At 61.3% G+C, this 20,292-nt stretch carries 24 protein-coding genes; 8 read left to right on the top strand and 16 right to left on the bottom strand.

Translation table 11 applies throughout. The annotated features are described in order from the left end of the window. The first annotated feature begins 48 nt into the window (after window positions 1-48). The 4 genes from D1224_RS04210 to D1224_RS04195 are packed head-to-tail and all read left to right on the top strand — an operon-like array spanning window position 49 to window position 2,791. Window positions 49-531, top strand: a complete 483-nt coding sequence (locus tag D1224_RS04210; RefSeq protein WP_119379892.1) for a CinA family protein — start codon at window positions 49-51, stop codon at window positions 529-531. Window positions 532-558: 27 nt separating this feature from the next. Further along, complete coding sequence (locus D1224_RS04205) at window positions 559-1,389, top strand: alpha/beta hydrolase (RefSeq protein ID WP_119378663.1); 831 nt, start codon at window positions 559-561, stop codon at window positions 1,387-1,389. Continuing rightward, window positions 1,386-1,853 (top strand): GNAT family N-acetyltransferase, encoded by a 468-nt coding sequence (locus D1224_RS04200; RefSeq protein ID WP_119378662.1) that lies wholly within the window; start codon window positions 1,386-1,388, stop codon window positions 1,851-1,853. The genes D1224_RS04205 and D1224_RS04200 overlap by 4 nt, the downstream gene beginning before the upstream one ends. Before the next feature lie 2 nt (window positions 1,854-1,855). Beyond that, complete coding sequence (locus tag D1224_RS04195) at window positions 1,856-2,791, top strand: NAD(P)-dependent oxidoreductase (protein WP_119378661.1); 936 nt, start codon at window positions 1,856-1,858, stop codon at window positions 2,789-2,791. 130 nt (window positions 2,792-2,921) lie between these two features. Here D1224_RS04195 and D1224_RS04190 read toward each other — a convergent pair whose 3' ends face one another. The 6 genes from D1224_RS04190 to rmuC all read right to left on the bottom strand — a co-directional run bounded on the left by D1224_RS04190 (window position 2,922) and on the right by rmuC (window position 8,237). Beyond that, entirely contained in the window at window positions 2,922-3,494 is a 573-nt protein-coding gene (locus D1224_RS04190) for an AAA family ATPase (RefSeq protein WP_119378660.1), read from the bottom strand. Then, a complete protein-coding gene (truA, locus tag D1224_RS04185) occupies window positions 3,478-4,230 on the bottom strand; it encodes a tRNA pseudouridine(38-40) synthase TruA (RefSeq protein ID WP_119378659.1) in 753 nt (250 codons plus the stop codon). The genes D1224_RS04190 and truA overlap by 17 nt, the downstream gene beginning before the upstream one ends. Then, window positions 4,227-4,733 (bottom strand): GNAT family N-acetyltransferase, encoded by a 507-nt coding sequence (locus D1224_RS04180; protein ID WP_119378658.1) that lies wholly within the window; start codon window positions 4,731-4,733, stop codon window positions 4,227-4,229. The genes truA and D1224_RS04180 overlap by 4 nt, the downstream gene beginning before the upstream one ends. Beyond that, window positions 4,721-5,674 (bottom strand): methionyl-tRNA formyltransferase, encoded by a 954-nt coding sequence (gene fmt / locus D1224_RS04175; RefSeq protein ID WP_182482163.1) that lies wholly within the window; start codon window positions 5,672-5,674, stop codon window positions 4,721-4,723. The genes D1224_RS04180 and fmt overlap by 13 nt, the downstream gene beginning before the upstream one ends. A 359-nt stretch (window positions 5,675-6,033) precedes the next feature. Beyond that, a complete protein-coding gene (gene def, locus D1224_RS04170) occupies window positions 6,034-6,582 on the bottom strand; it encodes a peptide deformylase (RefSeq protein ID WP_119378657.1) in 549 nt (182 codons plus the stop codon). Between the two features lie 305 nt (window positions 6,583-6,887). Continuing rightward, window positions 6,888-8,237, bottom strand: coding sequence for a DNA recombination protein RmuC (gene rmuC, locus D1224_RS04160; protein ID WP_119378655.1), 1,350 nt, complete (start codon window positions 8,235-8,237; stop codon window positions 6,888-6,890). A 121-nt stretch (window positions 8,238-8,358) separates the two neighbouring features. Here rmuC and D1224_RS16835 point away from each other — a divergent pair, with 121 nt between their 5' ends. Further along, window positions 8,359-8,529, top strand: a complete 171-nt coding sequence (locus D1224_RS16835; protein ID WP_182482162.1) for a sigma-70 family RNA polymerase sigma factor — start codon at window positions 8,359-8,361, stop codon at window positions 8,527-8,529. Here D1224_RS16835 and D1224_RS04150 read toward each other — a convergent pair. Both D1224_RS04150 and ychF read right to left on the bottom strand, forming a co-directional pair. Next, complete coding sequence (locus D1224_RS04150; RefSeq protein ID WP_119378653.1) at window positions 8,468-8,959, bottom strand: flavodoxin family protein; 492 nt, start codon at window positions 8,957-8,959, stop codon at window positions 8,468-8,470. The genes D1224_RS16835 and D1224_RS04150 overlap by 62 nt on opposite strands. A 142-nt stretch (window positions 8,960-9,101) precedes the next feature. Further along, entirely contained in the window at window positions 9,102-10,199 is a 1,098-nt protein-coding gene (ychF, locus tag D1224_RS04145) for a redox-regulated ATPase YchF (RefSeq protein ID WP_119378652.1), read from the bottom strand. Window positions 10,200-10,360: 161 nt separating this feature from the next. Here ychF and D1224_RS04140 point away from each other — a divergent pair, with 161 nt between their 5' ends. Beyond that, window positions 10,361-11,323, top strand: a complete 963-nt coding sequence (locus tag D1224_RS04140) for a hypothetical protein (RefSeq protein WP_119378651.1) — start codon at window positions 10,361-10,363, stop codon at window positions 11,321-11,323. Here D1224_RS04140 and pth read toward each other — a convergent pair. Continuing rightward, window positions 11,320-11,928, bottom strand: a complete 609-nt coding sequence (gene pth / locus D1224_RS04135) for an aminoacyl-tRNA hydrolase (protein WP_119379890.1) — start codon at window positions 11,926-11,928, stop codon at window positions 11,320-11,322. The two genes, D1224_RS04140 and pth, sit on opposite strands and share 4 nt — an antisense overlap. A gap of 68 nt (window positions 11,929-11,996) precedes the next feature. After that, the gene (locus D1224_RS04130; protein ID WP_119378650.1) at window positions 11,997-12,683 is read right to left on the bottom strand and encodes a 50S ribosomal protein L25/general stress protein Ctc; all 687 of its coding nucleotides are present in this window, start codon (window positions 12,681-12,683) and stop codon (window positions 11,997-11,999) included. A gap of 201 nt (window positions 12,684-12,884) precedes the next feature. Between D1224_RS04130 and D1224_RS04125 the strand changes: the two genes are divergently transcribed. Further along, entirely contained in the window at window positions 12,885-13,286 is a 402-nt protein-coding gene (locus D1224_RS04125; RefSeq protein WP_119378649.1) for a BlaI/MecI/CopY family transcriptional regulator, read from the top strand. Continuing rightward, a complete protein-coding gene (locus D1224_RS04120) occupies window positions 13,283-14,671 on the top strand; it encodes a M23/M56 family metallopeptidase (RefSeq protein WP_119378648.1) in 1,389 nt (462 codons plus the stop codon). Before D1224_RS04125 ends, D1224_RS04120 begins: the two co-directional genes overlap by 4 nt. A gap of 76 nt (window positions 14,672-14,747) precedes the next feature. Here the strand turns inward: D1224_RS04120 and D1224_RS04115 are convergent, their stop codons facing one another. The 6 genes from D1224_RS04115 to D1224_RS04090 form a co-directional block, all read right to left on the bottom strand. Continuing rightward, window positions 14,748-16,145 carry an NAD-dependent succinate-semialdehyde dehydrogenase gene (locus tag D1224_RS04115; protein WP_119378647.1) on the bottom strand — a complete coding sequence of 466 codons (1,398 nt, stop codon included), beginning with the start codon at window positions 16,143-16,145 and terminating at the stop codon, window positions 14,748-14,750. A gap of 93 nt (window positions 16,146-16,238) precedes the next feature. Next, complete coding sequence (locus D1224_RS04110) at window positions 16,239-17,171, bottom strand: ribose-phosphate pyrophosphokinase (protein ID WP_119378646.1); 933 nt, start codon at window positions 17,169-17,171, stop codon at window positions 16,239-16,241. 224 nt (window positions 17,172-17,395) lie between these two features. Continuing rightward, on the bottom strand, window positions 17,396-18,175 hold the full coding sequence (gene pgeF / locus D1224_RS04105) for a peptidoglycan editing factor PgeF (protein ID WP_233350388.1): 780 nt from the start codon (window positions 18,173-18,175) through the stop codon (window positions 17,396-17,398). Between the two features lie 9 nt (window positions 18,176-18,184). Next, window positions 18,185-18,841: a TetR/AcrR family transcriptional regulator gene (locus tag D1224_RS04100; RefSeq protein ID WP_119378644.1), complete on the bottom strand. Its 657-nt coding sequence runs from the start codon at window positions 18,839-18,841 to the stop codon at window positions 18,185-18,187. A gap of 3 nt (window positions 18,842-18,844) precedes the next feature. Further along, a complete protein-coding gene (gene proC / locus D1224_RS04095; protein WP_119378643.1) occupies window positions 18,845-19,651 on the bottom strand; it encodes a pyrroline-5-carboxylate reductase in 807 nt (268 codons plus the stop codon). After that, on the bottom strand, window positions 19,638-20,141 hold the full coding sequence (locus D1224_RS04090) for a type III secretion system chaperone family protein (RefSeq protein ID WP_119378642.1): 504 nt from the start codon (window positions 20,139-20,141) through the stop codon (window positions 19,638-19,640). The genes proC and D1224_RS04090 overlap by 14 nt, the downstream gene beginning before the upstream one ends. Window positions 20,142-20,292: the final 151 nt, after the last annotated feature.

Raw genomic sequence — 20,292 nt, 5'->3', positions numbered from 1 at the left:
GCGGAGGGGAAGGTTGCCAAATCAGCCGGACGCGGGCTTGATGGCGAAATGAGAGACCTTCTTCCCCTTGCCGAAGAGATCGGCACCATCCTCAAGGCGCGTCGTCAGACGATTGGCGTTTGGGAATCCTCGTCGGGCGGGCTTGTATCGGCTGCATTGCTGGCGCAGTCAGGCGCTTCGGCCTATTTTCGCGGCGGCGGAGTGATCTATGCACCGGCCGCGTTTCGCGGGCTGGTCGGTCTGTCGAAAGAAGATCTTGGCGACATGCGATCCTCTAGCGAGCCTTATGCGCGCTTTGCGGCGGCGACCATCCGCGAGCGGCTGCGGGCAGACTGGGGCCTGTGTGAGACGGGCGCGGCCGGGCCGGACGGAAATGGGTATGGCGATGCGGCAGGGCATACCTGCACGGCGCTCATCGGCGAAGGTGTCGAGATTTCCCGCACGCTTGAAACCGGGCTGAGTGACAGGGTCACCAATATGGAATTGTTCGCACGTGAGGCGCTTGAATTGCTGCTGGAGAATATTCGCTAAGCGGCCGACTGAAAAAGGAAGTTGGTGATGGTGATCAAAGCAGAGGCCTGGCGGTTCGGGGCGCCGGTGGCAGGCTATGCCTGGCGGGTTGAGGAGGCCAAGGCGAACCTCCTCCTCATGCATGGCTATGGCGAGTATGCGACGCGCTATGTCGCCGAATACAACCAGCTGATTCCGGCGCTGAACAAGGCTGGCTTCAGCGTCTTCGCCTTTGATGCGAACGGGCATGGGGCCTCGCCTGGGCCGCGCGGCGCGACTGACATAAAGCAGGCCGTGCACCATCACCAGATGGCCCGCGAGGCACTGACGCTGGAGAGCAAAGCGCCAGTTGTGCTATTCGGCCATTCGCTGGGCGGGCTGATCACTGCGGCGAGTGTCGCGGGCAAGCCGGACGGGGTGGAGGCGGTTATCCTGAGCGCGCCAGCCCTCGAAATTGAGCTCAATCCCGTGCTGAAAGCTCTCGCTGGACTGATTGCGGCCATCGCGCCCGCCGCGCGCCTGACGCCGCCGCTTGAGGCCGATGCAATCTCGCGAGACCGATCTGTGGTGGAGGCATACCGCAACAATCCAGACGTAATCACGAAGCCGCCAGCCGCACGTCTTGGTGCGACCGCTGTGTCCGTGCTGGAGGCTGCATGGAAGCGGTTTTCTGCCTGGCAGGTGCCGGTGCTGATCATCCATGGCGACGCGGACAGGCTGACGCCGATCGAAGGCTCGCAGCGCTTCTTCGAGATGATTGGCGTCAGCGACAAGACGCTGGATGTGTTCGAAGGTGGCTATCACGAACTGCTCAACGACACGGAACGCGACAGGGCGCTTGCCGTCATCCTGAGCTGGCTGGAACGGCACGTGCCGTGAAATTACGCGCTTACCGGACGGGCGATGCCGCGCGTCTGGCGGAGATATTCCGCGCCGCGATCCTTGAGCTGGGAAGCCGGGACTATTCAGCCGAACAGGTCGCAGCGTGGGCAGGCCCGTATGTGACGGCTGAACGCCTTCACGAAAAGTATAGCGATGGGCGGACAACCTTTATCGCAGTAGACGAGACGGACACCGCCATCGCGTTCAGCGATCTAGAAGCCGATGGCCATGTCGACATGCTTTATTGCCATCCGGATCATGCGGGCAGAGGCATTGGCAGCGCGTTGCTCGCAGCGATCGAGACCGAGGCGCGCAAGACGGGTATGGCGCGGCTTCACACTGAAGCGAGCGAAACGGCACGGCCGGTTTTTGCCCGTGCAGGCTATATTGCGCTGTTGCGTCGCCGGCTCGAAATTGATGGTGTGGCGCTCCATAACTGGAAGATGGAGAAGCTGCTTTGAGCATGCCTGTGGCCGAGACTGACATCGCTGTGCGCATCCATTCCAGCCAGGGAGACGGGCTGGAGCAGGCTTTGCGAAAAGCCTTTCCCGGCATTGAGGTGTTTCGAGAGCCGATGGACACTGGCCGGCCCGAAAAACTGCTCGTGACCTTCTATCCGCCGGAGGATGAAGACCTTTCCAAATATGGCTGGGTGCATTGTGTCGGTGCAGGCGTAGACGCGATCTGCGAGGCGTTCGCCGGTATTGAGCCCCCGCCTCTCGTCACGCGCACGACCGGACGAATGGGCCAGCAGATTGGCGAGTATAGCGCCGCATACGCGCTATCCTGGCTACAGAAGATGGCCTTGCGACGGTCGCTTGAGGCAGGCCGCGACTGGGACAGGGTGCGTGCGGCGCCCGGCTATTTGTTCGAGACCCATGTCGCGGTTATCGGGACCGGCTCCATCGGGCAGGGGGTAGCGGCGGCGTTCAAGGGGCTGGGCGCGCCTGTGCTCGGCCTTTCGCGGACAGGCCGGGCAGCGGAAGGTTTTGATGAGGTGATGCCGCTTGCGGATTTCTCGGCTGAAGCCGACGCCAGGATCGTGGTCGGCGCGCTGCCTCTCACATCAGAAACAGACAGCGCGATTGGCGCCCATGTTTTCGACAAGCTGAATGGGGCACTCTTCATCAATGTCGGGCGGGGGGCGACGCTGGATGAAGGCGCGCTGAAGGCGGCACTTGAGAGCGGCAGGGTGGACCATGCGGTGCTCGACGTTTTCCGTCACGAACCGCTTGAGCCAAGCCACTGGTTCTGGAGCGACGACCGGGTCACCGTGACGCCGCATGTATCCGGGCTGACACTGCCGCGAGATGGTCAGACGAGGCTGGTCGAGTTGCTGGATAAGCGGCTCAAAGATGAGACGATTGAGGCGGATGTGGACGTCGCGCGCGGCTATTGAAGCCCGAACTCGCCCGATAAATTTTCGTCATCCCGTCCGACCGCAGGGAGTGCCGGGACCCATAGATCCAAAGCGTTCTGGGTCCCGGTTTTTGGCTGCGCCAAAACCGGGATAACGACGTCCTGAACGGTCACCGATGTATGTGTGGCAGCCCCAGAGACTTCAAAACAAAGTCGGCACGCGCCTCAACGCTTGTTTTCGGCAGGTCGATCAGGCGATAGCCGCGTGCCGGATAGGCAAGGCGCAGCCAGTTGTATTCCTGAACCGCTTCCTCGAAGGGCAGTGGGCGTTCATCATCCTGAACGTAGAGGTCGGCCCAGGGCGGCGCAAAGAAGACGGTCCGGTCGTAGAGACACGTCTCACCAAGCGATTTGAGGTTGGTCGGCGTCTGAATGGACAGCCGCTCGAAATGAGCAAGGGCATCGATGGCGGAGCGGTCGAAAAAGACGGGACCATCTATATGTCGCACAGCGTCGAGGCTGGCGGCGGCGATCTCGATCGCCCGGCGTACGAAGGTTTCGGGGTTCACCCAGGGCAGGGCGTCCGAGCCGGTCTCCAGCGCTTCGCGGACGATCTGGCGGCCGGGTTCTTCGACGGTAGTATAGCCGCGCTCAGCGAGCTCATTCAAAAGCGTTGACTTGCCGCCCGACGAGCAGCCGGAGATCACGATCCGGCGCCGGTCCACCTCAGCCACCGTCGCCATACATGACGCGCTCAAGATAGAGCCCGTCGGCCGGGGCAACAGGTCCGCAGGCGGTGCGGTCGCGGGCTTCGAGGATTTCCTTCATCCAGCCCGGCTTTTGCTGACCGCGTCCGACCTCGACCAGGCTGCCTGTGATGGAGCGGACTTGCCGGTGCAGGAAGCTGCGCGCTGTAGTCGTAATCTCGATCCGGTCTGCAAGGCAGGCGACGTTCAGCGTGTCGAGAGTCTTCACGGGGCTTTTTGCCTGGCAAGCGGTATCGCGGAAGGTGGTGAAGTCATGCTCACCGATAAGGTGGTTGGCCGCTTCCTGCATGGCGTCGACGTCGAGCTTGAAGGGCGTGCGCCAGATAAGGCCCCTGTCAAAGGTCAGGTGCGCGCGGCGGGTCTGGATGATGTAGCGATAGGCGCGGCCCGTAGCACTGAAGCGGGCATGGAAGCTCTCATCAACCTCCTCGACTTTCAGCACGGCGACAGGGTCCGGCCGCAAATGATGGTTCAGCGCGTCGGCGAGCTTGCGGACGGGACGCGGTGTCTGAAGTTCAAGATGCGCGACCTGTCCTGTGGCGTGGACGCCGGTATCTGTGCGCCCGGCGCCCTGGACAAGGACAGGCTGCCCGTCGAGCGCTTCAGCAGCCCGTTCCAGCGCCGCCTGAACGGTTGGCTGCCCATCCTGACGCTGCCAGCCGCTATAGGGGCGTCCATCATATTCGATGAGGAGGCGGAGGCGCTGGCTCATGCGTTGTCCGTGAAGGCGCTGGGATAGGTGAGGGTGCCGGAGCGCGGCGCGGTTTCAAAAAGCTCGATCGCCATGAACGCTTGGCCGGACCAGGGCGCGTCATAGCGGGCGGCGACAGCCGGATTAAACCCGAAGCGCGGATAATAGTCTGGATGGCCAAGCACGAAGACAAGCTGGCGGCCAAGCTGTTCGACCTGCGGCATGCCCGCCTTGATGAGGGCGTAACCGACGCCTCGCTTCTGGTGGCCGGGCGCCGCGCTCATCGGGCCGAGACCAGCGGCGACGTCCTTGCCATTTACGAGGATGCGGAAAAACTCGATATGGCCGATGAGATAGCCGTCCTCATGTTCGGCGACGAGAGAGATGAGGCTGTCACCGTCTGCATGAAGCTGCCGCGTAATGTGGGCTTCGTCAGGTGTGCCGAACGCTGCCGAATTGAGCGCGGCGACCCCGTCCAGATCATCAGGGGTGGAAGGGCGGATAGTGGCGCTTACGCGAAGCATGCCCCGGCCTTCATCTCATTTCCGCGCAGGAAATCTTTGGCGTCCATGGCGCGCGAGCCGGGCTTTTGCAGACGGAGCAGGCGAACCGCCTTGCCGCCGCCGCAGGCGACAAGAAGCTGGTCGTCGAGAAGCGTGCCAGCCGCCTTGTCATGGGCGTGATCGACATATTCGCTCATCAAGGCCTTGATCCGAAGTGGTTCGCCAGCCCCCGCTGGCGTCCAGTGAAACCAGGCACCGGGAAAAGGGGAAAGGCCGCGGATCTGCTGGTCAATGTCATGGGCAGGGTCCACCCAGTCGATGCGCTGGTCAGCAGCCGTCAGCTTGGCGGCATAGGTGACGCCGTCCTCGCTCTGGGGTTCTGGCGTCAGCATGCCGCCCGCAAAGCCTTCGAGGGCGCGGGGGGCGAGTTGTGCGCCAAGGTGCGAAAGCCGGTCATGAAGGCTGCCGCCGGTTTCATCTGCAGCGATTTCAGTCGTCTCGCTTGCGAGGACAGGCCCTGTGTCCAGACCCGCTTCCATCATCATGGCTTGCACGCCTGTGACCTTGTCGCCCGCCATTATGGCGCGCTGGATCGGGGCGGCCCCTCGCCAGCGCGGCAGCAGTGAGGCGTGGAGATTCATGCAGCCAAGACGCGGCGCATCGAGAATGGCCTGTGGCAGGATCAGGCCATAGGCAACGACGACGGCGGCATCGAGGCCCAGAGCAGAGAATGCGGCCTGTTCGTCCTCGCTTTTCAGGGATTTGGGCGTGCGCACCTCAATGCACTGTTCCTCGGCGTAGCGATGGACCGGGGTGGGCGTCAGCTTCTTGCCGCGTCCGGCTGGGCGCGGCGGCTGGGAATAGACGCAGGCGATCTCGTGGCCCGCATCGATCAGGGCGGCGAGCACGGGCACGGAGAAATCCGGGCTTCCCATGAAGGCGAGGCGCAAGGGTTTCGTCATGCTGCGGGGTCTATCGCGAGGCTCTGAAAGTGCAAGATGTTGCAGTGTGTAGACCTTGAAGTGCCGACCTCCTAGCGAATGCTGGGATCCATGGCGGCTGGGTGATGAATACGGCGCTCAACCGCCATGGGCCCCAACTTTCGTTGAGGAGACGGATGGTAGGTTTAGGGAAGTGCTGAGAATGGTTCTTGAGCCGCAGGGGTCTGCGGTGAGGGGGCAAGACTAAACTTCGGCCTAGCGCATCGCCCCGGCCATCCCGTTTCCGGAAAGCCCATTGCCAGCACAGACAATTACAATGAGCACTGCAATCGACAGCGCAAGCGTCCAGCGGACCCAGGCCCTAGCGAACAGGCGAGCGATCAGGCCGCGCTTTTTGATTTGGACTTGGAAAGCTTGTCGGTGAGGCGCTTGGCTTTCTTCACCTTGTCGACGGCGCGCTGGCGTTTCAGGCGCGAGAGGTGGTCGATGAAGAGCGTGCCTTCGAGGTGGTCCATCTCGTGCTGGATGCAGACGGCGTACATGCCCTCGGCGATCTCATCGACTTCCTTGCCATTGTAATCGAGGTATTTGACCCGGCAGCGGGTCGGGCGCTCGACCTCGTCGAACACGTCCGGCACAGAGAGGCAGCCCTCTTCGTAGGGGGCGAGATCCTCTGTCAGGGGCAGGATTTCCGGGTTCACGAAATAGCGCGGCTGCGGCTCTTCATCCGGGCCTGCAAGATCCATCACGATGACGCGCTTGGGCACACCGATCTGGATCGCCGCGAGGCCAATGCCGGGGGCGTCGTACATGGTTTCAAGCATGTCATCCATGAGCGCGCGGAGCTCGTCCGTCACGCCGCCTTCGACGGGCTTGGAGACTTCCTTCAGACGCGGGTCCGGGACGGTAAGAATTTCGCGAATAGCCATGGGGCGGAAAATAGGAGGAGGAGGCCGAGAAATCAACGCCGGGGCGCTGTCATCCGCCATGGTCAATTTGTGGCACGAATGCATTTCTTTAAAGAGCCGCAACGGGAACAGTGCGACTGTTCTCGCCTGAAGCCGGGATTTTCGGCCAATTCACGCGTTTTATGGTTCGCGTGCTGCCGGACCGAGAGTTGGATTTCGGCCGCTAAGCAATCGTCGCAGATGGGATTCGGCTTTATAGTTCTTATGCGTCCGGCTACCTGCTCAAGAACAGTCATTTGCGCGTTCCTCCACGCCTGTAGAAATGCCTACTCCTCCGAATTGTCAAACTCCAGCTCGCCGGTGCGGTCGGGCAGCGTGGCGCGTTTTTCGATGCTTTCGATCTCGGGCACGGACTTTTCCGGAGGGGCGATCTGTAGATCCTCGAACTTGCGCGCGGCTGGCAGGACGCGGGAGGTCAGGCTGGAGCCCATCTTGTTATAGGTATCGACGGCCGAGTTGAGCGATTTGCCCATCTTCTCGACATGGCTGCCAAGCGTGGTGAGGCGTGAATAAAGCTCGCGGCCAAGTTCTGCGGCTTTCTTGGCGTTCTCGGTGGCCTGTTCCTGGCGCCAGCCATAGGCAACGGCCTTGGCGAGCGCGAGAAGCGTGGACGGCGTCACAACGATCACCTGACGCGCGGCGGCAAAGTCGAAAAGGTCGGGCTCGAATTCCAGCGCGGCGACATAGAAGCTCTCGCCCGGAATGAAGAGGGCGACAAAATCGACGCGCTGAGAAAACGCGCTCTGATAGTCCTTTGAGCCGAGCGTCTTGATATGGTCGCGTACCTTGCGGCCATGGGCGCGCATATAGGCTTCGCGCCGGGCCGGATCGGTCTCGTCGATGGCCTTGAGATAGTCTTCGAGGGTAACCTTGGAGTCGACCACGATCTCGCGTCCGCCGGGCAGCTTGATGATGACGTCGGGGCGCTGGCGACCGCTTTCGGTTTCGCCGTGAACCTGTTCGGAGAAGTCGCAATGAGCCGACAGGCCGGCATGCTCCATGACGTTTCGAAGCGTCGTCTCGCCCCAGCGCCCGCCGCCGCGCGGGGCTGAGAGCGCGCTGACAAGCTTGTTGGTTTCGCTGGTGTGGACTTTCAGGCTTTCGCCGATCGCCTTGACCTGTTCCTGCAGGACGGATTTGTCGTCGGCGCGCACTTTCTCAAGCTCTGAGACTTTCTTGGCGAAGTCCTCAAGGTTCTTGTTGATGGGGGTCATCAGCTCTTTGAGGTTTGTCTGCGCGCCTTCCTTGTGGCGTTTAAAGTGCTCATCAGCCTGGGTCAGGAAGCGTCGGCTAGACTGGTCGAGGACACGCTGGGCAAGGTCTGCGAACTTTTTCTCGTCCTCCTCGCTGCGGGCCTCGGCGCGGGCGAGCGACTTTTCGGCTTCCAGCGCGACGGCTTCCTTCGTCTTCAGCTGCTGGCGAAGGTCATCGCGCTCGGCCTTCGTATCTGCGAGTGCATCTTCGGCATGTTCGAGGTCGCGGGCGATCTCTGCATTGCGCGCGGTGAGCTTGCTGCGGACGGCATAGAGCGCGGCTGCAAGACCGAGCGCGGCCAGCAGCAGAACCAGGTGGATGAGGTCGAGGCCGACCGTTCCAATCGTGACGAGAGCTTCCATACCTGACCCCTATGCCGATTCGGCGCTTGACCTTTCTCGAAGAGGCCTGAACATAAAGGGAACGTCATAAGGCGTCCAGTGGGGCGATGGAGATGGGATTGCGCGCGCGAGGGGAAAAGCCGTGACGGCGAGCTGGGTGGCGACGCTTGGCGCGGTAGCGCGCCGATATGCCGGGCGTCCCGATGAGGCCGACGATCTTTTCCAGTCGGCCTGTCTGGCGATTTTAGACCTTAGAATACACCCATCGCCAGCCCTGCGGCCATGGCTTCGCCAAGTTCGCGGCATTTCTTGAGGTCCTGCTCGCCGATCGTCTTCTCCGCGAGGATGTCTTCGCGGGTCTGGGCGTGCGTGCAGATGATGAAGGGTTCCTGTGCGATCTTAAGCCGCCAGCCTTGGGCGATGCGGGCAGTCTGGCGCATCGCGTTTTCGCCGTCTGAGCCAGCGCAGATCATCTGCGCATAGGGGCGCCCTTCGATCTTGCCGAGCACGTCGTAATAGGAGCGGTCGAAGAATTCCTTCATGCCGCCTGCGATGGCGGCAAGGTTTTCCGGGACGCAGAAGATGTAGCCGTCTGCGGCGAGCAGATCATCCGGACCTGCCTCAGTCGCGAACTTCAGGATGGTCTCACAGCCGTCTTCAGATTGCGCAGGCTCATGCGCGGCCTTCGCCATCTGCGCGGCGCCGCCGGTGCGAGAGAAGTAGACGATGAGGAGCTGGGGCATAGTCCACTTCTATCGTCAGTCTCAACGTTCGTCATCCCGGCCGGAGCGAAGCGGAGAGCCGGGACCCAGATGAGACCGCCGGAGATGGGTCCCGGATAGCGCCTGCGGCACTTCCGGGATGACGACGTCATTCAAGCGGCACTTACACGTTGAACCGGAAGTGCAGGACGTCGCCTTCCTTGACGATGTACTCCTTGCCTTCCTGGCGCATCTTGCCGGCTTCCTTGGCGCCCGCTTCGCCATTGTTCGCCACGAAATCGTCATAGGCGATGGTTTCGGCGCGGATGAAGCCTTTTTCGAAGTCGCCATGGATAACGCCAGCGGCCTGCGGCGCGGTCCAGCCCTTGCGGATGGTCCAGGCGCGCGCTTCCTTCGGGCCGACGGTGAAATAGGTCTGCAGGCCGAGGAGCTGGTAGCCCGAATGTATGAGGCGGTTGAGACCCGGCTCTTCAAGCCCCTGCATTTCGAGGAATTCGGCCCGTTCGGCTGGTTCCAGCACGGCCATTTCAGCCTCGATCTGGGCAGAGATGACGACGGCCTCGGCGCCTTCCCTGGCGGCGCGCTCCATCACCATTTCAGAATACTTGTTGCCGGTCGCGGCGCTGTCTTCGTCAACATTTGCGACGAGAAGGACCGGCTTGGCGGTCAGCAGCTGTAGCATGCGCCAGGCCTTCATCTCTTCCTTTGGCACATCGGCCATGCGCGCGGGGCGGCCTTCATTGAGCTCGGCGAGCGCAAGATCGAGGAGAGCGAGTGTTTCTTTCGCTTCCTTCTCGCCGGACTTGGCTTTCTTCTCGACGCCTGCGCGGCGCTTTTCGAGGCTTTCCATGTCGGCGATCATCAGCTCGGTCTCGACGATGTCGAGGTCAGCAATCGGGTCGACGCGGCCGGCGACATGGGTGATGTCATCATCTTCGAAACAGCGAAGGACGTAGAGAATGGCGTCGGTTTCACGGATGTTGGCGAGGAACTGGTTGCCGAGGCCCTCGCCCTTGGAGGCACCTTCGACAAGGCCAGCGATGTCCACGAAGTTCATCCGGGCGGGGATGATCTCTTTCGAGCCTGCAATTTCAGCCAGCTTGTTAAGGCGCGGCTCGGGCACGGCGACTTCGCCGACATTCGGCTCAATCGTGCAGAACGGATAGTTGGCGGCCTGCGCAGCTGCCGTCTGGGTCAGGGCGTTGAAAAGGGTGGACTTGCCAACGTTTGGCAGGCCGACGATCCCGCATTTGAAACCCATGTGCGCGCTCCTTCTTCCGGATAGTATACCGCTCTGGTCTGGCGCGCGGCATAGCGCATTTTTACCGTCAGAACAGGGGGGAATGTCGGGCCGGGCTGGTATTCGGTTGCGTCTGTTACAAGTATGGACCTAGACGTGATGCTCGCCGAGAAGAGGTTTTCATGGCATTCGACGTGCTGCTGGTCTCTGCAATTGGGGACAGTAAAAAAGCAACGGTTCTGGCAAGGCGCCTGCGGGCGCTGAAGTTCCGCGTCCGTTACGACGCCAAGCGGACGCATACGACACCGAGTGCTCGCGACCTTAGCGACTGCAACAAGGCGACGAGCGTGCTTGTGCTCTGGTCGGCGAAAGCGTGCAACAGCGATGAAGCCGACAGCGACTGGGTGCATGCCATGGCCCATCTCGCCCGCTCACGTTCGGACGCACTGGTTCAGGCAGACCTCGATGAGACAGTGCCTGACGAACCGTTCGACACGGACGAGCGATTTGATCTGGCCGGACTGACCGCGCGGGCCACGCCGGGTGGGTTCAAGGCGCTTTGCGAAACGCTGGGCGAGAGGGATGGCCGTGAGGGGGTCGCTGACTGGCTCTCGCTCTCTTCGGGCGATGAGGCAGGGAAGGCCGAATGGATGGCAGCGCATCCGAACGACCCGCTCGCACAGAATGGCGGGAGGAGACAAGCCACCATTGCGCCAGCGCCGGAGACAGTGAAACCTGCCAGCCAGCCGACGAGAAAGGCGGACGAGCGCGTTACAACCGCTGCCGCGGCCAGCGCAGCTGCGACCGCTCAGCTTGCCGGGGCTTCTGCGGGAAACCGGCTGGAGCTTAAGCCGCCTAAGCCTGAAGTGGATTTCGCGAGCGACCGGTCTGGCCGCGCGAGCGGGCTGTTCATGCTGGTGCCGACGGGGCTTCTCCTCGTTGGCATGATGGTGATGGCCTTCATGTTCCGCACGTCGCCCGCCGAGCTGTCTGGAGGCGGCGGAACCGGTATCGTCAACATCGTAGCGAGCTGTCCTGCCGGTCAGGTGCCTCGCTCACTGGTGCACAGCTCATTATTGCCGTCTGACCAGGATGAGGGCGCAGTAGACGCAGCGCAATCGCCCGGCGAAGCAGACGGCAACTAGTCCGTCTGTTTCGGATCCCGCTTTGGGGCTGGGGCAAGGCGCATGACTTCCGACTGGAAGCGCTCTTCATTGTCTTCGAAAAGGAGCGGGAGCGCGCGCGAGCAGGCGTCCAGCGTGGCTTCAAGCCAGTCCTTCTCGGCCTTGGCGAAATCATTCAGCACATAGGGCATGACCAGAGATTTGTCGCCGGGGTGGCCGACACCGAGACGAATACGGCGCACCTCCGGGGACAAATGGGCGAGCATGGAACGCACGCCATTATTGCCCGAATGACCGCCGCCGCGTTTCACGCGGACACGGCCGGGGGCAAGATCGATCTCGTCATGGAAGACGGTGACGTCGTCCGGACCAAGCTTGTAGAAGCGCGCCGCCTCGCCGGCAGCGCGTCCGCTTTCATTGTAGAATGTCTGGGGCTTCAGGAGCAGTAGCTTTATCCGACCTGATGCGGTCTGGACGGTCCCTTCAGCTGCTTCGCTCTGAAAACGGGATTTCCACGGACCAAACCCGTGATCGGCGGCGATCCTGTCGAGGACCATGAAGCCGATATTGTGCCGGTTGCCAGCATATTTGGCACCCGGATTACCCTGTCCGGCAAGAATATGCATGACAGGCTCCGTCGGACCGGTGCCCGCAGGGGCGGGCTGGCCCGAAAGCCAGCCCACGATTCTGCGGATTATTCCTTGGATTCTTCTTCGCCTTCGCCTTCAGCGTCGCCTTCACCATCCTCATCGGACTGGTTGATGGCTTCGACGTCGCCAGCTTCGGTTTCTTCCTCGGTCTCTTCGACGATTTCAGCCATCTTGCCGACGATGGTCGCGATGGTGAAGTCGCGGTCGGTGATGGTCGGCTCTGCGCCTTCCGGCAGCTTGATGTCGGAAATCTTGACGTTGTCGCCGACATCGAGGCCGGTGAGGTCGGCTTCCAGGGCGTCCGGAATGCTGTCGGCACGCACGTTCAGTTCGACAGCAAAGCGGACGACGTTGAGTGAGCCGCCACGTTTCAGGCCAGGCGACTCTTCTTCATTGAGGAAGTGAACTGGTACTTCCACGGAGATGACCTGGCTGGCGTTCACACGGTAGAGGTCGACGTGAACCGGCATGTCGGTGACGGGGTGAAGCTGGATCGCCTGCGGGATCACGAGCTGCTTCTTGCCATCATGAACAAGGTTTGCGGTCGAGGTCAGGAATTGGCCGGAATTGATGCCCTTGATAACTTCGTTGAGCTTCAGGTTCACAGCGACCGGATCTTCGCCGCCGCCATAAAGAACGCCTGGAACCTTGCCATTGCGGCGGGCTTCGCGTGCGCCGCCCTTGCCGGTGCGCTCACGGATTTCGACGTTAAAACTAAGTGTATCAGCCATTTTTGCTTCCTTTCGTCCTGAAGTCCGCCGCCGGTCTCTTGCCGGTCAGTGACAGCCTGACAGGTACGGCCTCGCGCCGTCCTTTCTGAAGCTGGGGCCAATACACTAGCGGGCCTGCCTTCGCAACCAGCGAGCTGACAGGGGTTGACGCGCCCGTGTTACAACTGTAACGACGCTACAAATGTAACGCGAGACCTGTCCATGTCTAAACCGAATTCCTCAGAACTTGTCATCCTGAAGCACCTCTGGGCGAAAGGCCGCCAGACGGCGCGGGAAATTCATGAAGCCGTTGGACCCGAGCAAGGCTGGCAGCTTTCGACAACGCGAACCGTGATCAACCGGATGGAGGGCAAGGGTTGGGTAAAGCGCGAAGGTGAAGCACCCGCCAATGCAGCATTCTATGCAGCCGTTCTGGACCGTGTGGAAACGCTCGGCGGAATGGTGCGCCAACTTGCGCGCCAGGTGCTGGACCTGAAAGGACCTCTGCCTGCCTCCCTTTTCGCTGATAGCCCGCACCTCTCGGCCGAAGAACTCGACGAACTCGACGCCATCATAAATGCCGCCGAAGAGCGTGCCCACGACAAGGCAGGCGACAAGTCATGAGTGCGGTCTGGTTCATCACCCTTTCGCTGATCTGGACAGGTTGCCTGGCTGGCCTGGCCCGGTTGCTGACAGGTCAGGGTGTCGGCGCCCGGTATGCACAACTGGTCTGGCGCGGCGCGGCCTGTCTCTCGCTTGCACCCTGGCTGGCCCTCGGTGTGCTTTCGCTTCTACCGAAGCGGTTTCCCGAGGGCTTGCCGGAGATCCCCTATTTCTATCCGCTCACCGAGGCAGTTGAGAGCGCGTCCACAGGACTTCGCTCCGCCGTTGTGGGGCCGGACTGGGACACCGCCGAGATCGCGCTGCTTGCCGTGCTGCTCGCAGGCTGGTGTGTGCGGGCGGGTCTTTCGCTTGCCGGTCAAATGCGGCTGCACCGACTGAAAGCTTCGTCCACCATGATGGAGTTTAGCCCCGACACTGATGCGGGAGAGACGCCGCCGCTTCGCCTCATTCCCGCCGGGTCTCCCTTCATCGCCGGCTTCTTCAAACCCGCCATTTATATTCCCGAAGCGTTGAAGTTGGCTGAGGACCGGCGCCACGTCGTCATCCATGAATGTGTTCACCGAGAGCGCGGCGACCTGATCACGCGTCCCTTCGAGCGGCTCATCGCTGATGTCTTCTGGTTCTCGCCCTTTGCGTGGACGATGCGGCGTGAGCTCGACTTCTGGCGCGAGGCGGTCTGCGATGAGATTGCAGCTGAGCGAAGCGGCGACCCGATTGGCTATGCCCGGACACTGACCCGCGCGGCCCGTTCCAGCGCGCCGCTCAGAAACCTTCCCGTTTCAAGTTTCATACTGCCCCCAAAAAGGAACCTACCCATGCGACTGACCCGTATTCTCGATAGCCGACAGAAACGTCAGAGGCCTGTCCTCGCTTCAGCTGCCGCATTGCTTGCTCTTGCGGCTGCTCCGTTCGCCGTAGGGCAGGGGAGCGCGATTGCCTCCAGCATCACCTACAGCCACCCGGTGCTGATTGAAGCAAACGCGAAGGTGACGAGCCAGTACGGCCTGCGCACTCACCCGATTAGCGGCAAGGAGCTCATGCATAAGGGTACCGATATCAAGGGGCCGATGGGTACGCCGATCTACTCGCCTGCTGCTGGAGAGGTCGGGTTCTCTGGCTATAAGGACGGCTATGGCGAAATGATTGAGGTGATCTACGAAGATGGCTCCAAGCTCATCTATTGCCAGCTGTCGGAGCGTCTGCTGGAGACGGGCGACACGGTCGACGCCGGTGAGAGAGTTGGCCTGCTGGGCGCGAGCGGCAGGGCGACCGGGCCTCATCTTCACATCGAATACTGGCGGCCTGTGACTGGCGCGGACGGGACGGTTGAGATGAAAAGCTTCGACCCGGCTTCTGTTGACGGGCTCGTTCTCTACAAGCACTAGACGTGAGCATCGTAAACAAAAATAGGCCCTGCCGGACTGGCAGGGCCTTTTATTTTCGGGTTGGCGTGGCGGACGTCTAGCCCATTACATTGATGGCTTTGGCGTTCACGAACTCCTTCATGCCGAAGCCGCCATGCTCGCGGCCATAGCCGGAGTCCTTCACACCGCCAAAGGGCATGTTTGGCTGAGCAAGTCCGAAGCCATTGATGAAGATCATGCCGGTATCGAAATGCTTCTCGGCAAGTTCGATGCCTTTCTCTCGGTCCGTGGTGAAGATGCCACCACCCAGTCCAAACCGGCTGTCATTGGCGATGCGCATGGCATCGTCTGCATCCTTGGCGCGGATAAGCGAGGCGACAGGGCCGAACAGCTCATCATCATAGGCTGGCTGGCCAGGCTTTACGTCATCGAGAACCGTCGCTGGATACCACCAGCCCTTCTGGTCGGGCTTCTCACCGCCGCAGAGGATCTTGGCGCCATTTTTCACGCTCTTCTCGACTTGCTCATGGAGGTCATCGCGAAGGTCTTCGCGGGCCATCGGGCCGACATCACCTTCATTCGTCGAGGGATCGCCCATCTTGACGTTCTTCATGGCCTCGACAAAGGCGTCGCGGAATTTGTCATAGACGGCATCGACCACAATGAAGCGCTTGGCTGCGACACACGTTTCGCCATTGTTGAAGACGCGTCCGGTGACGCATTGTTTGACGGCCTGTTCCATGTCGGCGTCTTCGAGCACGATGTAGGCATCGTTCGAGCCCAGCTCGAGAACGGTTTTCTTCAGCTGCTCACCGGCTTTTTTTGCGACGATCTTGCCGGCGCCAGAGCTGCCCGTAAGTGTCACACCGCGCACGAGCTTGTTCTCGATCACCTTGTCTGACTGGTCGTGGCTGATCCGGAGCACTGTGAAGAGGTTCTTTGGCAGCCCAGCATCCTCAAAGATCTCCTGTAACATGAGGGCGGAGCCAGTCACCGATTCAGCGTGCTTGAGGAGGACGCCGTTACCGGCCATCAGGTTTGCGATGGCGTAGCGGATGACCTGATAGGCGGGAAAGTTCCAAGGCTGAATGCCGTAGATGACGCCGATCGGCGAATAGGCGATGACGCCCTTGTTGCCGTTTGGCAGCTCGCGTTCTTCGCTTTGCAGTTCCTTCGGGCCGTTTTCCGAGGTCCAGTCACATATGCCGACGCAAAGGTCGACCTCAGCCTCGCCCTGTTGGACGAGTTTGCCCATCTCATCGGTCATCAGCTTGGAGAGCTCGGACTTTTTGGCCTTCAGGCCTTCGCCGATTTTCTTGATAATCTCGGCACGTGTCTCTGGCGCTTCGTGGCGCCAGTTGAGGAACGCTTCGTGGCACTGTTCGATCGCGGTTTCGTACTCGCGGTCGGTCATGAGGGGGTAGCGCTCGAGCTCCTCGCCCGTCGCTGGATTAATGGTCGTGAGCGTGTCGCCCAGTCTCTGACTGTCAGCCATTTCTTGGCCCTTCTTGCTTGCTGGATAAGTTACCTAACCAACACGAAGGAGAGACTGGTGTTCCCGCAGAGGCAGGCGGTGCGACATTAGAGATCAGTCGAAAAGTTTCGAGACGCTCTCATTGTTCGCAATGCGGCGGATCGCTTCGCCAAGCAGTGGGGCGACGGAAAGTACGCGCAGGCTGTCGGACTGGAAGTCTTCCTCCGTCGGGCGGATCGTGTCGCAGATCACGATCTCGTCCATGACGGAGCCTTCGATCCGCTTGACGGCATTGTTCGACAGCACGCCATGCGTGACATAAGCGCTGACGCCCACAGCGCCGGAGTCTTTCAGCGCAGCGGCTGCGTTCACCAGCGTGCCGCCGGAGTCGCAGATGTCATCGACCAGGATACAGCGGCGGCCCGTCACATCACCGATGATGTTCATGACTTCCGACTTGCCCGCTTCCGGGCGGCGCTTGTCGACGATTGCAAGGTCGCAGCCGAGACGGTTGGCAAGGTTACGGGCGCGCACCACGCCGCCGACGTCAGGCGAAACCACCATAAGATCAGCGCCATTATGCGTCATGCGGATATCGTTCTCGATGACCGGCATGGCGACGAGGTTGTCAGTCGGCACATCGAAGAAGCCTTGGATCTGACCAGCATGGAGGTCCATTGTCAGGACGCGGTCAGCGCCTGCGGTTGAGATCAGATTTGCAACCAGCTTGGCAGAGATGGGCGTGCGGCCGTCTGTTTTGCGGTCCTGACGGGCATAGCCGAAATAGGGGATGACGGCCGTGATCCGCTCTGCCGAAGCGCGGGCCAGCGCGTCGATGGCGATCAGCAGCTCCATGAGGTTGTCATTGGCCGGCTTCGACGTGGACTGGATCAGAAAGACGTCTTCGCCGCGGACATTCTCATTGATCCGGACGAAGATCTCGTCATCGGCGAAATTCTTGATCTCTGCCTTGGAGAGAGGGCAGTCCAGATGGTCGGCAATTGCCTCGGCCAGGGGACGGTTCGCATTACAGGTAATGAGTTTCATCGCGGGGGCTGCCTTCCCTTGAGATCAGTTTCGGGTGCTTGTGACGCACGAAAGGCAGAGTCGCAAGAATAAGGGTGCAGGTTTTGGCCCTGTCTCTTCGCTTCGCTCAATTAATAGCTACTTCATCCTTCGACAGGCTCAGGATGAGGTTGAATTTGATCGCCGCGCGGCAGAAGGACTCATCCTGAGCTTGTCGAAGGACGAGGCTTGTCAGAGGGGCAGTCCTACCCCTCCAGCATGATGACTGAGCCCTGACGGCCATAGTCAGGTTCGCCGAAGTGATTGCGGCGTCGATTAGAGAAGTACATGTCTTCCAGCTCGCAAGTGTCGTGGCCAATCACATCGACGAAGGCGAGCCCCGCCTTCACGAGGCGGTTCTTCACGAAGGTCTCGATATTGAAGTGGTAGCGGTCGCCTTCGCCCGGGTGGAACAGATTTCCGGCCCAAGGCGCGCCGCTGAGGATTTCATCGCGAAATTCGGGGCCGACCTCATAGCTTTTCTGGCCGATGCAGGGGCCAACCGCGGCGTAGATGTCTTTGCGGTTCGCGCCGGTCTCTTCCATCTTGGCGATGGTCGCTTCGCAGATGCCTGCGAGCGCCCCTTTCCAGCCCGCGTGACATGCGCCGATGACGCTTGCTTTTCGGTCAGCAAAGAGGACGGGCACGCAGTCGGCGGTCAGGATACAGAGCGCGATGCCTGGAAGGTTCGTGACCATGCCATCGGCCTGCGGGCGGTCCGGGCCCCAGGGCATCGTGGCGAGGATCGCGCGGTCAGAATGGACCTGATAGCAGGAGAGCATGTGATCAACCTCGCGTGTGCCAATCAGGTCTGACACCAGCCGCCTGTTACGCATCACGGCTTTCGGTTTGTCATCAGAACCGATGCCGAGGTTCAGGCTGTCATAGATGCCTTCGGACATGCCGCCCTGACGACCGAAAAAGCCGTGCTTGATGCCGTTCATGCCGGCAAGACGGGGCGCGAGGACGTGAGGGATGGTGGTCAAGGAGTCGGCCTAGCTCGGCTGGTGTTCTGTGGTTGGTTCGTCTGGCGCGGACGTCTGCAGGTCTTCGCCGTCCTTGTCACGTGACTTCCTGCCGAACCGGCCAGCGATCCAGCCGGCGCGCTCTTCCATCTTGCGAAGCTCACCGTCGAGCTTGGCCATGGTGCGCGAGAGATCGCTGCTATCTTCCTTGCGCCATGCAATCTCTGCTTGCGCCAGCGCCCAGGCGATCACCGTGGTACGGATGGGTTTCGGGAAGTCCCCCGAGCCATCAAGGCCTGAGCAGGACAGCGCCCAGCTGGCGGTGGTTTGGCGGGCGGCGATGAGGTTCAGCAGCCGGGCAGGCTGTGTCTGGCGCCATTCCATCAGGGACAGCATTGCTTCGCGGTGCTCTTCCATCCTGTCGAAACGCATCATGATGACGTCGAACAGCCGCGTGCGCGGGGTCTCGTCCTCGCTGGTGGAGCCTTCGCTCATCGCATCGTCGAGCCAGGCTTCGACAGCGTCGGAGATCTTCGCTTTGTCAGCGACGCCGTGAAAATCCTTCAGCGAAAGGCCTGCACGTTCTGCGATTGCACTAAGCGTCAGATCCCGCCAGTCGATGGTCTTTGCGAGTTCGAGCGCGGCCTCAACGCCCTTGTTGAGTAGGTCCTTGCGCGCGTCGCTCATGTGTCAGTCTCCTGAAAGCTCGCGGTCGCGCCGGATGGCTTCTGCGACCGCCTCCTTCATCAGAGATGGCATGGCGCCGTCGCGCATCAAGACGTCGAGCGCTGCCTTGGTGACACCGCCGGGCGAAGTAACGTTCTCGCGAAGGGTGGATGGCGGCTCATCGCTGTCCATCATCAGCGCGCCTGCACCCTGCACGGTTTTCTGCGCAAGGCGGAGGGCGAGGTCCTCATCGAGGCCGTGGGCTATACCAGCGGCGGCCATGATTTCGGCAAGCAGGAACGCATAGGCCGGGCCGCACCCAGAGAGGGCCGTTGCGGCCGAAATCTGGTCTTCGCCAAGCGGCCCTTCGACGGCGCCGAGGGGTGTCAGCAATTCCTGAAGATAGGCGGTGTCATCGCCTGCCGCCCCGTCTGGCATGCAAAGGAGCGTCATGCCTTCGCCGACGAGGCCGGGCGTGTTCGGCATGGCGCGCGCGACGCGGGACGTGCCGAGGCTTTCAGCCAGCGAAGAAAGCGTGATGCCCGCCATGATCGACAGGACCAGCGTGTCCGGGCCGACAAAGGCGCGCAGATCATCGAGAATCTTGGGAAAGACCTGCGGTTTCACCGCAACGATGAGGGTGCTGGCAGGTGCCGGATCGGAGTTGAGGCTGATCTTGCCTGCGTCTTCCCAAGATTTCAGAAGGTCGGATGGCGCAGGATCATGGATCGCGATCGGGCCTGCATAGCCGGATTTGATCCAGCCGCCCGCCAGAGCGGAGCCCATGCGACCACCGCCGACAAGCGTCAGGCCCGGCTCAGGCCTCGCCATCGGTTTCGAACATCGCTGCGTCGATGGCCTCTTCTGGGGTCTTGCCGGCCCAGATGACAAAGTTGAAAGCAGGAACGAACATGTTCACCGCATCGGTGGCAGCTGCCATCACGGCGCGGATCTCGCCAGCTTCCGGTTCGACGCGGTCGAGCAGCGGCAGCGTGTGGCGGAAGAGGAGGACGCTGTCTTCGACCCAATAGTCGAAGTGGCCGAGCCAGAGGCGTTCATTCGCCATCAGCACCAGCTTGGCGATGGCATTGGTGCGGGCGGCGGTCGGCTTCAGGTCCAGCGTGATGGTGAAATGAAGCGCTGGCGGCTCGCGGCGCGACGCGATGAGCGCGCCCATCTCGCCCCAGCGGGTCTGGGCGATGCACTGAATGGCGGCGTCGTCTTCGCGCTGGTGTTCCCAGCCTGCGTGTTCGAGGCAGGCTTCGACCATGTCGAGCGGGTCGCCATCCATATTGTAGTTTTGTTCGAGATTGAGGCTCATCGGCGATTTCCTCCGAATCAGCGTGGCAGGCCGCCACTGGTCGAACGGTAACACGGGGCAGGGCCCCTGCAACCTGACTTCAAATTTCATTTGTGGAAGCCTTCGCCATCAATCGCACGCCTGAGGAGCCGTTTCAATTGATGAGCACAGC

Source organism: Henriciella barbarensis (assembly GCF_003576345.1).
Lineage (GTDB): Bacteria > Pseudomonadota > Alphaproteobacteria > Caulobacterales > Hyphomonadaceae > Henriciella > Henriciella barbarensis.
Note: the sequence above shows the minus strand (reverse complement) of the source record. Positions and strands in the feature narration are given on the sequence as shown.